The sequence below is a fragment of the Methylibium sp. T29-B genome, assembly GCF_000576225.1.
Classification (GTDB): Bacteria; Pseudomonadota; Gammaproteobacteria; order Burkholderiales; family Burkholderiaceae_C; genus Methylibium; species Methylibium petroleiphilum.
Window position 1 is genome coordinate 1 of the sequence record NZ_AZSN01000109.1, and the last position, 12,715, is coordinate 12,715.

8 protein-coding genes, 2 pseudogenes and 2 riboswitches are annotated in these 12,715 nt (G+C 70.3%); of the genes and pseudogenes, 7 read left to right on the plus strand and 3 right to left on the minus strand.

What is annotated here, in order from left to right:
• The 3 genes and pseudogenes from Y694_RS24905 to Y694_RS15430 all read left to right on the plus strand — a co-directional run.
• Positions 1-448, plus strand: a pseudogene (locus Y694_RS24905) (DUF3482 domain-containing protein); the annotation flags it as partial.
• 67 nt (positions 449-515) lie between these two features.
• Positions 516-650: a hypothetical protein gene (locus Y694_RS26545; protein WP_255343841.1), complete on the plus strand. Its 135-nt coding sequence runs from the start codon at positions 516-518 to the stop codon at positions 648-650.
• 49 nt (positions 651-699) lie between these two features.
• Positions 700-2,369, plus strand: a pseudogene (locus tag Y694_RS15430) (NAD(P)/FAD-dependent oxidoreductase).
• Positions 2,370-2,387: 18 nt separating this feature from the next.
• Here Y694_RS15430 and Y694_RS15435 read toward each other — a convergent pair.
• From Y694_RS15435 to Y694_RS15445, 3 genes are all read right to left on the minus strand, one after another.
• Positions 2,388-3,197 carry an enoyl-CoA hydratase gene (locus Y694_RS15435; protein WP_036234044.1) on the minus strand — a complete coding sequence of 270 codons (810 nt, stop codon included), beginning with the start codon at positions 3,195-3,197 and terminating at the stop codon, positions 2,388-2,390.
• 18 nt (positions 3,198-3,215) lie between these two features.
• On the minus strand, positions 3,216-4,874 hold the full coding sequence (locus Y694_RS15440) for an acyl-CoA synthetase (protein WP_036234047.1): 1,659 nt from the start codon (positions 4,872-4,874) through the stop codon (positions 3,216-3,218).
• Between the two features lie 95 nt (positions 4,875-4,969).
• On the minus strand, positions 4,970-7,138 hold the full coding sequence (locus Y694_RS15445; RefSeq protein ID WP_231497716.1) for a bifunctional diguanylate cyclase/phosphodiesterase: 2,169 nt from the start codon (positions 7,136-7,138) through the stop codon (positions 4,970-4,972).
• Positions 7,139-7,324: 186 nt separating this feature from the next.
• Positions 7,325-7,427: riboswitch (glycine riboswitch) on the plus strand.
• Between the two features lie 9 nt (positions 7,428-7,436).
• A riboswitch (glycine riboswitch) is annotated at positions 7,437-7,553 on the plus strand.
• A 43-nt stretch (positions 7,554-7,596) separates the two neighbouring features.
• On the opposite strand from Y694_RS15445, the gene gcvT reads away from it, so the two are divergent.
• The 4 genes from gcvT to Y694_RS15465 form a co-directional block, all read left to right on the plus strand.
• Positions 7,597-8,742 carry a glycine cleavage system aminomethyltransferase GcvT gene (gene gcvT, locus Y694_RS15450; RefSeq protein WP_036234050.1) on the plus strand — a complete coding sequence of 382 codons (1,146 nt, stop codon included), beginning with the start codon at positions 7,597-7,599 and terminating at the stop codon, positions 8,740-8,742.
• A gap of 76 nt (positions 8,743-8,818) precedes the next feature.
• A complete protein-coding gene (gene gcvH, locus Y694_RS15455; protein WP_036234054.1) occupies positions 8,819-9,193 on the plus strand; it encodes a glycine cleavage system protein GcvH in 375 nt (124 codons plus the stop codon).
• 107 nt (positions 9,194-9,300) lie between these two features.
• Positions 9,301-12,312 carry an aminomethyl-transferring glycine dehydrogenase gene (gene gcvP / locus Y694_RS15460; RefSeq protein ID WP_011829030.1) on the plus strand — a complete coding sequence of 1,004 codons (3,012 nt, stop codon included), beginning with the start codon at positions 9,301-9,303 and terminating at the stop codon, positions 12,310-12,312.
• Positions 12,309-12,715, plus strand: a 407-nt coding sequence (locus tag Y694_RS15465; RefSeq protein ID WP_036234058.1) for a beta-eliminating lyase-related protein, incomplete at its 3' end; no start/stop codon positions are given. The genes gcvP and Y694_RS15465, both read left to right, overlap by 4 nt.

A 12,715-nucleotide genomic window follows, 5' to 3' on the forward strand; every position in this document is an offset into this window, starting at 1 on the left:
CCGGCGGCGTGCTCGGCGCGCTGGGGGCCGCCGGCTGGCGCGCGGCTACAACCTGGTGCGCGGCGTGGAAGCGCCGTCGCTGGCCTGGACCGACGAGGTGCTGACCGGCCTCGCGCATTCGGCGCTGCTGGGCTACCTGGCGGTGGCCCATTACGGCCGCGGTCGCGGCGACTGGGCCGAGGCCGAGCAGCCCGACTTCTGGCACGACGCGGTGAGCCAGGTGCTGCAGCCGCGCGCCGAACTGCTGGCCGCGCTCTGGTCGGCCCGCGAGGGCGGCGACGACCCGGAGGACGTGCAGCACCTGCGGGCACAGTTGCAGGCGCTGCTGAGCGACGGCAGCCGCGAGCTGTTGCTGCGGCTCTACCCCGCCGCCGGCGACGCGATCGGGGCCGCGGGCAGCGACGGGATCGCACGCCGCGGCGGCTCGCCAGCGCGACCTGTGGCCTAATCCTGGGTTTCGCCAATTCCTACCGGAGCCGACATGGGCAACCAGATCAAGACCGAAGCCGACCGCCGTGCCCACCCCCCGCCCCACCCCGCCGACCGGCGTGGTGTTCACGCCAGGCCGCGGCCAGAAGGTCAGCCTGGAGCGCGGTTCGCACACCCGCAGCAAGAAGAATCCGGGCAAGCGCTCCAAGAAGGGCGGCTGATCCCGGAGCACCGCGCGGCCGCGCCGGCACCGGCCGGGGCCTCGCACCGATGCTGCGAATCACCGAACTGCGCCTGCCGCTGAACCACGCCGAGGACGCGCTGCGTCCCGCGGTGGTAGCGCGCCTGGGCATCGCCGACGCGCAGCTGCAGTCCTTCACCGTCTTCAAGCGCAGCTACGACGCGCGCCGCAAGACGGCGGTGGTGCTGATCTACACCGTCGATTGCGAAGTGGCCGACGAGGCCGCCGTGCGAGCCCGGCTCGGCAGCGACCCGCACGTGCGGCCGGCGCCGGACACCCGGTACCGCTTCGTCGGACAGGCGCCGGACGGCTACTACGCCGCAGCCGCGGGCACGGCGCCGCCGCTGCGTCCGCTGGTCATCGGCTTCGGCCCCTGCGGCATCTTCGCGGCCTTGATCCTGGCGCAGATGGGCCTGCGCCCGATCGTGCTGGAACGCGGCAAGGCGGTGCGCGAGCGCACCCAGGACACCTGGGGTCTGTGGCGGCGCCGCGTGCTCGACCCCGAATCGAACGTGCAGTTCGGCGAGGGGGTGCCGGCACCTTCTCCGACGGCAAGCTGTGGAGCCAGATCAGCGACCCGCGCCACCTGACGCGCAAGGTGCTGACCGAGTTCGTGAAGGCCGGCGCGCCGGAGGAGATCCTCTACGTCGCCAAGCCGCACATCGGCACCTTCCGGCTGGTGAGCATGGTCGAGAAGATGCGCGCCGACATCGAGGCGCTGGGCGGCGAGATCCGCTTCCAGCAGCGTGTGACCGACGTGCTGATCGAGGACGGCCATCTCCGCGGCGTCACACTGGCTTCGGGTGAGCAACTGCGCGCCGACCACGTGGTGCTCGCCCTCGGCCACAGCGCACGCGACACCTTCGAGATGCTGCAGCGGCGCGGCGTCTACCTGGAGGCCAAGCCGTTCTCGATCGGCTACCGCATCGAGCATCCGCAGGGCCTGATCGACAAGGCGCGCTTCGGCCCGAATGCCGGCCACCCGCTCCTCGGCGCGGCCGACTACAAGCTGGTCCACCACGCGCGCAACGGCCGCTCGGTCTACAGCTTCTGCATGTGTCCGGGCGGCACGGTGGTCGCCGCCACGTCCGAGCCGGGGCGCGTGGTCACCAATGGCATGAGCCAGTATTCGCGCAACGAACGCAACGCCAATGCCGGCATCGTGGTCGGCATCACACCGCAGGACTACCGGCAGGACGGCCTGACCGAAGGTCCGGTGAACCCGCTCGACGGCATCGCCTTCCAGCGCTACTGGGAGTCGCGTGCCTACGAGTTGGGCGGGCGCAGCTACGAGGCGCCGGGCCAGCGGCTCGGCGATTTCCTGGTCGGCCGGCCCAGCACCGCCTGGGGCAGCGTGTTGCCCTCCTACAAGCCGGGCGTGCACCTGACCGACCTGGCCCAGTCCGGCAACGCCAGCCTGCCCGACTACGCGATCGACGCGATCCGCGAGGCCCTCCCGGCGTTCGACAAGCAGATCGCCGGGTTCTCGCTGCCCGACGCCGTGCTCACCGGCGTGGAAACGCGCACCTCGTCACCGCTGCGCATCACGCGGGGCAAGGACTACCAGAGCCTCAACGTCGTGGGGCTCTACCCGGCCGGCGAAGGCGCCGGCTATGCGGGCGGCATCATGTCGGCCGGCGTGGATGGGATCGAGGTGGCCGAGGCGCTGGGCGCACGCATGCTGGGGCTCGCCGGCTGACGAGCCGGGGCAACGTCGCTAGCGGCCCGGCTCGGCGTCCGCCCAGGTCGGGCTGCGTTTGTCGATGAAGGCCTGCACGCCCTCCAGCGCTGCCTCGTCCATCATGTTGCAGGCCATCGCCTGCCCGGCGATCTCGTAGGCCGACGCGATGCCGGCCTCGACCTGGCGGTAGAACTGGGCCTTGCCGACCGCGATCGCGACGCGCGGCTTGGCGACGATGCGCTGCACCAGTTGCTCCACCTCGGCGTCGAGCCGATCGGCCTCGGCCACGCGGTTGACGAGACCGCGCTCGCGCGCCTCCTCGGCACTGATGAAATCTCCGGTGAGCAGCATCTCCATCGCCTGTTTGCGCGGCAGGTTGCGCGCCAGCGCCACGCTGGGCGTCGAGCAGAACAGTCCGAGGTTGACGCCGCTCACGGCGAAGCGCGCTTCGCGCGCCGCGACCGCCAGGTCGCACATCGCGACGAGCTGGCAACCGGCCGCAGTGGCGAGGCCCTGCACACGGGCGATCACCGGCACCGGCAGGTTCTGGAGGCTCAGCATGACGCGCGTGCACTGCGCGAACAGCGTCTCGTAGTAGCCGAGCGAGGGCGCGGCGCGCATCTGCTTGAGATCGTGGCCTGCACAGAAGGCCTTGCCGCTGGCGGCGAGCACGACCACGCGCGACGAGGCATCCGCCGCCACCGCATCCAGCTCGGCTTGCAGCGCGGCCAGCATGCCTTCGGACAGCGCATTGAAGGCGTGCGGGCGGTTCAGTGTCAGCGTGACGACGCCGCGGGCATCCTGCGTCTTCAGCACGAACGGGTCGTCTCTTTCGGTGACGGACATCTCGGCTCCTGCGCGTTGCTATTCGATCGCCTGCGTCGAGCGGGCCCGCTCACGCAGCTGGAATTTCTGGATCTTCCCGGTCGAGGTCTTGGGGATGGCTTCGAAGCGCACCTCCTTCGGCGCCTTGTAGCCGGCCAGCAGCGACTTGCAGTGGGTGACCAGTTCCGCCGCGCTCACCTCGGCGCCGGGCTTGAGCTCCACGTAGGCGACCGGCGTCTCGCCCCACTTCGGGTCGGGTCTCGCGACCACCGCGCAGGCCATCACCGCCGGGTGCCGGTAGAGCGCGTCCTCGACCTCGATGGAGCTGATGTTCTCGCCGCCGGAGATGATGATGTCCTTGCTGCGGTCCTTGATCTTGACGTAGCGGTCCGGTTCCATCACCGCCAGGTCGCCGGTGTGGAACCAGCCACCCGCGAAAGCCGCAGCGCTCGCCTGGGGGTTCTTCAGGTAGCCTTTCATCACGATGTTGCCGCGGAACATGATCTCGCCCATCGTCTGGCCGTCGGCCGGCGTCTCGACCATCGTCTCGGGGTCCAGCACCGTCATGCCCTCCTGCAGCGCGTAGCGCACGCCCTGGCGGCCGTTGAGCCGCGTCTGCTCGGACAGGCTCTCGCCGGCCCAGCTGGCGCGCTTCACCGCCACGGCGGCCGGACCGTAGACCTCGGTGAGGCCGTAGACATGGGTGATGTCGAAGCCCAGTTTCGCCATGCCCTCGATCATCGCGGCCGGCGGCGCGGCACCCGCCACCATGCCGCGCACCTTCTGCGTGATGCCGGCGCGCAGCTCGTCGGGCGCGGCGATCAGCAAGTTGTGCACGATCGGGGCAGCGCAGTAGTGATCGACGCGGTGCTCGCGCATCGCTCCGAGGATGCTGGGCGCATCGACCCGGCGCAGGCACACGTGCGTGCCCCCCAGCATCGCGATCGTCCACGGGAAGCACCAGCCGTTGCAGTGGAACATCGGCAGCGTCCACAGGTAGGTCGGGAAGTGCGGCATGGTCCAGGTGGCCGCGTTGCTCACCGCGTTCAGGTAGGCGCCGCGGTGGTGGGTCACCACGCCCTTGGGGTCGCCGGTGGTCCCCGAGGTGTAGCTGACGGCGATGGCGTCCCATTCGTCGGCCGGACCATCGAGCCGCGCCAGCGGCGCGTGGGCGGCCAACAATGCCTCGTACTCGTGCGTGCCGAGCCGGTCGCCCGGACCGGCGTACTCGCTGTCGCAGACGTCGATGACGATCGGAGAACGGCCGTGCTCGCTGCGCAGCAGCCGCAGCGCCTCGGCGATGGTCGGCGCGAACTCGCGGTCGGTGATCAGCACCTGGGCCTCGCAGTGGTTCATCTGCCAGGCCAGCAGCGCGGCGTCGAGCCGGGTGTTCAGCGTGTTCAGCACCGCGTTCAGCGCCGGCACCGCGTAGTGCGCCTCCACCATCTCCGGCGTGTTGGGCAGCATCACGCTGACGGTGCTGCCGCGCGCCACGCCGAGCGCGCGCAGCGCCGCGGCGAGCCGCGCCGAACGCTCGCGCGTCTGCGCCCAGGTCTGTCGGCGCGCCCCGTGCACGACGGCCGGCAGGTCGCCGAACACCTCGGCGCTGCGTTCGACAAAACTGACGGGCGAGAGTGCGACGAAGTTCGCCGCGGTCTGGTCCAACCCCTGTTCGTAGATGCTGATGTTGCTGCTCATGGGATATCTCCTCGTGCCGTCGCCTCGGCGACAGGCCCGCTCGTGCGGCGGGTCGGAAAGACTATCCCACAGCCGGCGCTCGGCCGGCAGCGCGGTCAACCCGGAATCGTGTCGGCCAGCGTCGAGTCGGAGAACGGCACCGTGTGCTGCTCGCCGCGGTGGCGCGCCCAGTACGAGATGTCGTCGGCCGCCATCGGCTTGGCATACAGGAAGCCCTGCAGCTGGTCGCAACCCATCTCGACCAGCAGGTCGCGCTGGTCGGTCTCCTCCACGCCCTCGGCCACCACCTGCATGCCCAGCGCATGGGCCAGCCGGATCACCGCATCGACCACCGCGCGGGCGTCGCTGCTGCCGGCCAGGTCGCGGATGAAGCTGCGGTCGATCTTCAGCTGCCGGGCCCGCAGCTGGCGCAGGTAGCTGAGGCTGGAGTAGCCGGTGCCGAAGTCGTCGATCGACAGCTGCACGCCGATGGCCAGCAGGCCGTCGATCGCGCGCTGGGTGACGCGGGTGTCCTCCATCGCGACCGACTCGGTGATCTCGCAGATCAGCTGCGAAGCCTCGACCTGGTGCAGCGCCAGTGCGTCGGCCACCCGCTCCGTCAGGTCAGCCTGCATGAGCTGGTGCGCCGACAGGTTGATCGCCACGCGCATGTGCAGGCCTTCGTCGGCCCAGGCGCTCAGCTGCCGGCAGGCTTCGTCGATGACCCAGGCGCCGAGCGTGTTGATCAAGCCGAAGCGCTCGGCCACCGGGATGAAGGCCACCGGGCTCACCATGCCCCGTTGGGGATGGCGCCAGCGCATCAACGCCTCGACGCCGCGGATCGTCTCGGTACGCAGATCGACCTTGGGTTGGTAGTGCAGTTGCAGTTCGCCACGCTCCATCGCCGTGACGAGATCGTTGTACAGCGCCACCTGCTGGTCGGCGCCCTGGTTCATCGCCGACTCGTAGACCGCGTAGGTGCTGCCGCCACCCCGCTTCGCCTCGTACATCGCCGCATCGGCGTGCGCGATGAGGCGCCTGGCGTCGCCGGCGTCGGGGTACATCGCCACCCCGATCGAGCACGACAGGTGGACCGGCTGGCCGACCACGACGAGCGGCTCGCCCATGCTGGCCAGGGCGCGCTTCGCAACGTGGATGCAATCCCCCGCGCAGCTCACGTCCTCGACCAGCACGATGAATTCGTCGCCGCCCAGGCGGGCCAGCGTGTCGGCCGCGCGCACCGCCTCGCGCAGGCGCACGGCCACCGCTTGCAGCACCAGGTCGCCATGGGCATGACCGTAGGAATCGTTGATCGGCTTGAAGCCGTCGAGGTCGATGAACAGCACCGCCAGGCCCGCCGATGCCGAGGGCGTCGGCAGCTCGCGCAGCCGTTCGATACGGGCGACCGCCTGGCTCAGGCGCGACTCGAAGTAGCTGCGGTTGGGCAAGCCCGTCAACGCGTCCTGGTAGGCCAGGCGGCTCAGTTCGTCGTTGGCCGACTGGAGGCGTTCGTTGGCTTGCTGCAACGACTGCGACAGGCCGTCCGCGGTGGCCTGCATGCGCCGGTCGAAGACCGAGGTCACCAGCGTGATCGTCAGCATCAGCACGGTGGCCACGCTGACGATCAGCACCAGCGAGTCGCCGTTGATGCCGTCCAGACTCAGGCAGGCGCTGCCCTCGGGGAAGCCTGCAGCGGCCATGCCGCTGTAGTGCACGCCGCTGATCGCGAGTCCCATGACCACCGCTGCAGCGCACTGGTAGGCCAGCGCCGGCCAGCCGGCATGGCGGCGCATCCAGAAGAAGATCCGCAGAGCGGCAGCGGATGCGCTCACCGCAATCAACCCGGATGCCGCCACCCAGCGCGCATCCCACTGGATGCCCGGCGCCATCTCCAGTGCGGCCATGCCGATGTAGTGCATCGCCATGATGCCGCCGCCCATCGCCAGCGCCCCCCACACGTGCAGGCTGCGTGACAGCTGCTCCCGCCCGGCGATCCCCAGCGCCACCAGCGAGACCAGCAGCGCCACGCCCCACGACAGCAGCGTGGTCGAAACGCGGTAGCCGAGCGGGATCGTCAGGCTGAAGGCGTGCATGCCGACGAAGTGCATCGACCAGATGCCGCTGCCCATGACCAGGGCGCCGCCGATGCACCAGCACATCGACAGCACGCGGTCGGCACTGCGCACGCGCTTGGCCAGTTCGAGCGTGACGAACGAAGCCAGGATCGCGACAGCGATGGACAGCACGACCACGCGGGGGTCGTACAAGGGCTGGAGCAAGGACACGCGGAAGGTTCCTGTCGGGCCGTTCGCCGGCCCCTTGCGCAGCACGCCGGGCGTGCATCGGGAAAGGTATCGGCGCGCCGGGCGCGGACTTGAGCCTTCTGCCGCAGCGGCGCGGGCGCGCCGCGGTCGTGCACAGGTCACGCCGGTGGTGCCGCCGTGCATCAATAGGAGATCGTGTGCATATAATCGTTACCGTCAGGAGAGCGTTGCCGTCAGCACACCGACGGCAGCCGCCGAAGGCGCAGAGGACACACCTCGAACGCTCAGGCAAAAGGACTGGCAAACGCCTCCCAGCGGAGGCGTCCTCACTGGAGAGAGGCTGCACCCGGGGCAGCCCACCGAAGGGGCAAGCGGGTCGAGGTGCGACACACCGGAACCGGCCAATCTCTCAGGTAAAGCGGACAGCGAGGGCAGGCATCACCGGCAACGGTGGTTTCCTTCATGCCCTTGGAGTCGAGATGTCCGCACTAGCCGGCAGCCCTGCTGCCCCCCTGCTCACCACGCCCCTGCACGCGCTCCACCGCGAACTCGGCGCCAAGATGGTGCCCTTCGCCGGCTACGACATGCCGGTCAACTACCCGAGCGGCATCCTGGCCGAACACCGCCAGTGCCGCGATGCGGCCGCGCTGTTCGACGTGTCGCACATGGGCCAGATCCGGCTGGTTGGCGACGACCTGCAGCAGGCCGCGCTCGCGCTCGAGACCCTGGTGCCGATGGACGTGCTCGGCCTCGGTGTCGGCAAGCAGCGCTACGCCTTCTTCACGAACGCCGGCGGCGGCCTGCTCGACGACTTGATGGTCACCCGGCGCGAGAACGACCTGCTGCTGATCGTCAACGCCGCCTGCAAGGACGCCGACCTGCACCACCTGCAGGCGCACATCGGCCACCGCTGCACGGTGCAGCCCCTGCCCGAGCGAGCGCTGCTGGCCCTGCAGGGGCCGAAGGCCGTCACGGCCCTGGCGCGGTTGAACCCCGGCGTGAGCGCCCTCACCTTCATGACCGGCGGCGCCTTCACGCTGGTCGGCTCCGACTGCTACCTCACCCGTTCCGGCTACACCGGCGAGGACGGCTTCGAGATCTCGGTGCCGGCCACCCACGCCGAGGCGCTGGCGCGCGAGCTGCTCGCCCAGCCCGAGGTCGCGCCGGCCGGCCTGGGCGCGCGCGACACCCTGCGCCTCGAAGCAGGGTTGTGCCTCTACGGGCATGACATCCACACCGCCACCACGCCGATCGAGGCCGGACTGTCCTGGGCCATCCAGAAAGTGCGGCGCGCCGGCGGCGCGCGGGCCGGTGGCTACCCCGGGGCGACCGTCATCGACGCCCAGTACGCCGGCGGCGTGAGCGAGCGCCGCGTGGGCCTGATCGGCCTGGAGCGGGTGCCGGTGCGCGAGGGCACCGAACTCGTCGACAGCCACGGCCATCGCATCGGCCGGGTGACCAGCGGCACCCTCGGTCCGACCGTCAACCAGCCGATCGCGATGGCCTGCATCGCCAGCAACCATGCCTCCGTCTCGGACGAGGTGTTCGCCATGGTGCGCGGGAAGCGGCTGCCCATGCGCGTGGTCGCCCTGCCCTTCACGCCGCACCGCTACGTGCGTGCCTGACACTCCAGCCTCGCCCCTCTTCGTCAACCTTCCGGCCCACGCTCGACTCAGGCCGTCCATCCTTTCAGGAGCCTCCATGACCACCAAGTTCACGACCGACCACGAGTGGATCAACATCGAAGACCACGATGCCGCCGTCGTCGGCATCACGCTGCACGCGCAGGATGCGCTCGGCGACGTGGTGTTCGTCGACCTGCCGGCGGTCGGCACGTCCTACAAGAAGGGCGACATCGCCGGCGTCGTCGAGTCCGTCAAGGCGGCGGCCGACCTCTACATGCCGGTCAGCGGCGAGGTGGTCGAGGTCAACGAGGCGCTGCGCAACGACCCGGCACTGGCCAACAGCGACCCGCTGGGCGAGGGCTGGTTCTTCAAGGTCAGGATCGCCGACATGACCGAGTTCGACCAGCTGATGGACGCACCCGGCTACGACGCGCTGCTCAAGACGCTCTGAGGCACCACGCGGCCACGCCATCCCGCTGGCCGCCTGCTTGTCCTCCTGCTGTCACGACCCCCCTGGCTGTCCGGTCCACCGCCCTTCCTTCCCTCACGGAGCACACCATGCTCAGGCCCCTCGCCCTGCCCCTCGCCGCACTCGAACACACCACCGACTTCGCCGGCCGTCACATCGGCATCGATCCCGCCGACGAACAGCACATGCTGTCGGTGATCGGCGCGGCTTCGCGCCAGGCCATGATCGAGGCCATCGTCCCGCGCAGCATCGCCCGCGCGCGCCCGATGGTGCTGCCCGAACCCGTCGGCGAGGTCCAGGCGCTGGCCGAGCTGAAGGCGATCGCCGCGAAGAACCGCGTGTACCGCAGCTACATCGGGCAGGGCTACCACGGAACGCACACGCCGGGCGTCATCCTGCGCAACATCCTCGAGAACCCGGCCTGGTACACCGCCTACACGCCCTACCAGGCCGAGATCTCGCAGGGTCGGCTCGAGGCGCTGGTGAATTTCCAGACCATGGTGTGCGACCTGACCGGCATGGCGATCGCCAACGCCTCGATGCTCGACGAGGCCACCGCCGCCGCCGAGGCCATGACATTGGCCCGACGCAGCGTGAAGAGCAAGAGCGCCACGGTCATCGTGGCTTCGGATTGCCACCCGCAGACCATCGAGGTGATCCGCACGCGCGCGCGGCCGCTGGGCATCGAGGTGCTGGTGGGCCTGGTGCCGGAGCTGATGGCGCAGCACGAGTACTTCGCCGTGATCGCACAGTACCCGGCGACCGGCGGCATCGTGCACGACATGAAGCCTTATGTGGATGCGGCGCATGCCAGCGGTGCGGCCTTCGTCGTCGCCGCCGACCTGCTGGCGCTGACGCTGCTCACGCCGCCCGGTGAATGGGGTGCCGATATCGCCATCGGCAGCACCCAGCGCTTCGGCATGCCGATGGGCGCCGGCGGCCCGCACGCGGCCTTCCTGGCCTGCCGTGACGAGTTCAAGCGCTCGATGCCGGGACGCCTGGCCGGCGTGAGCGTCGACGCGCACGGCCGGCCCGCCTACCGGCTGGCGTTGCAGACGCGCGAGCAGCACATCCGCCGCGAGAAGGCCACGTCGAACATCTGCACCGCCCAGGTGCTGCCGGCGGTGGTGGCGAGCATGTATGCGGTCTACCACGGACCTCAGGGGCTCAAGCGCATCGCGCAGCGCGTGGCGAGCTACACCGCCATCCTGGCGCACGGCCTGCGCGCGATGGGCTTCGAGCTCGCCGGTGACAGCGCCTTCGACACGCTGTGCGTCGAGACCGGCATCGAAACCAATGCCATCGCCCGCCGCGCCCGCGATGCCGGAGCGAACCTGCGACGCCTGTCGGCCACGCAGCTCGGCATCACGCTGGACGAGACCACCACGCGCGAAGATCTCACCGCGCTGTGGTCATGGTTCGCGCGCTCCGAGGGCATGGTGCCCAACGTCGCTGCGTTCGCGCACGGCGCCGACCCGCTGATCCCCAGCGAGCTGCGCCGCACCAGCGCCTACCTGACCCACCCGGTCTTCAACAGCCACCACAGCGAGACCGAGATGCTGCGCTACCTGCGCAGCCTGGCCGACAAGGACCTCGCGCTCGACCGCACGATGATCCCGCTGGGTTCGTGCACCATGAAGCTCAACGCGACCAGCGAGATGATCCCGATCACCTGGCCCGAGTTCGCGCACATCCACCCGTTCGCCCCGGCCGAGCAGCTGGCCGGCTATGCCGAACTCGACGCCCAGCTGCGCCAGTGGCTGTGCGAGGCCACCGGCTACGCCGGCATCAGCCTGCAGCCCAACGCCGGCTCGCAGGGCGAATATGCCGGCCTGCTGGCGATCCAGGCCTGGCATGCCTCGCGCGGCGACGCGCAGCGCGACGTCTGCCTGATCCCCGAGTCGGCGCACGGCACCAACCCGGCGAGCGCCCAGATGGCCGGCATGCGCGTGGTGGTGACGAAGTGCGACGCCGAGGGCAACGTCGACCTCGACGACCTGCGCGCCAAGTGCGAGCAGCACAGCTCGCAACTGGCCGCCGTGATGGTCACCTACCCGTCGACCTACGGCGTGTTCGACCCGCACATCAAGGCGCTGTGCGCACTGGTCCACCAGCACGGCGGCCGGGTCTACGTGGACGGCGCGAACATGAACGCGCTGGTCGGCGTGGCCGCGCCGGGCGAGTTCGGCGGCGACGTGAGCCACCTCAACCTTCACAAGACCTTCTGCATTCCGCACGGCGGCGGCGGCCCGGGCGTGGGCCCGGTGTGCGTGGTCGAGGACCTGGTGCCCTTCCTGCCGACGCACCGCACGGGCGCCTCGGCGAGCTCCGTGGATGCCTACGTCGGCAGCGCGGTCGAGCCGACGCCGGGCCGCCCCAAGGTGGCGAGCGCCCTCTCGGGGGGCAGCGAAGTGCCCGCAGGGCCGAGCGTGGGGGCCGTCAGTGCTTCGCCGCTGGGCAACGCGGCGGTGCTGCCGATCAGCTGGATGTACGTCCGCATGATGGGTGCAGCCGGCCTGACCGCTGCGACCGAGACCGCGATCCTGAGCGCGAACTACATCGCCGCGCGGCTGGCCGACCACTACGACATCCACTTCAGCGGCGAGGTCGACGGGCTCAAGGGCGGCGGTGTCGCCCACGAGTGCATCCTCGACCTGCGCCCGCTGAAGGACAGCAGCGGCGTCAGCGCCGAGGACGTGGCCAAGCGCCTGATCGACTACGGCTTCCACGCGCCGACGCTGAGCTTCCCGGTCGCCGGCACGCTGATGGTCGAGCCGACCGAGAGCGAGTCGCTGCACGAGCTCGACCGCTTCTGCGACGCACTGATCGCGATCCGCGCCGAGATCGCCCGGGTCGAGCAAGGCCACTGGCCGCAGGACGACAACCCGCTCAAGCACGCGCCGCACACCGCCGAGGCGCTGCTGAAGGCCGACTGGCCGCACCCCTACTCGCGTGAGGAGGCCGCCTACCCGGTGAGCAGCCTGCGGCGTCAGAAGTACTGGGCACCGGTCGGTCGCGTCGACAACGTGCACGGCGACCGCAACCTGTTCTGCAGCTGCGTGCCGCTGAGCGCCTACGCCGAAGCCGACAAGCAGGCATGAAGGACCAGTTCGCCAGCGACAACTGGGCCGGCCTCGCACCGCAGGCGCTGGCCGCCCTGCTGGAGGCGAACGGCGGCAGCCATGCGCCGGCCTACGGCGACGATGTCTGGACGCAGCGCGCCTGCGACGCGGTGCGCCGGGTGTTCGACACCGACTGCGAGGTGTACTTCGTCTTCAACGGCACCGCGGCCAACGCGCTGTCGCTCGCCGCGCTGTGCCGACCCTACGAGGCTGTGGTGTGCACCCCGCTGGCGCACATCGCGGCGGACGAATGCAATGCGGTGGGCTTCATGGGCCAGGGCGTCTCGCTGCTGACCTGCGACGACGGCTCCGATGCCGCCCGGCGCGCGAAGCTCACGCCCGCGGCGCTGGACGCCGCGGCCCGCCGGCGCCGCGATCTGCA

Coding starts and splice junctions, on each gene's coding strand:
- gcvT (WP_036234050.1), top strand. CDS start 7,597: ATGTCCGCACTAGCCGGCAGCCCTGCTGCCCCCCTGCTCACCACGCCC.
- Y694_RS15440 (WP_036234047.1), bottom strand. CDS start 4,874: ATGAGCAGCAACATCAGCATCTACGAACAGGGGTTGGACCAGACCGCG.
- gcvP (WP_011829030.1), top strand. CDS start 9,301: ATGCTCAGGCCCCTCGCCCTGCCCCTCGCCGCACTCGAACACACCACC.
- Y694_RS15435 (WP_036234044.1), bottom strand. CDS start 3,197: ATGTCCGTCACCGAAAGAGACGACCCGTTCGTGCTGAAGACGCAGGAT.
- gcvH (WP_036234054.1), top strand. CDS start 8,819: ATGACCACCAAGTTCACGACCGACCACGAGTGGATCAACATCGAAGAC.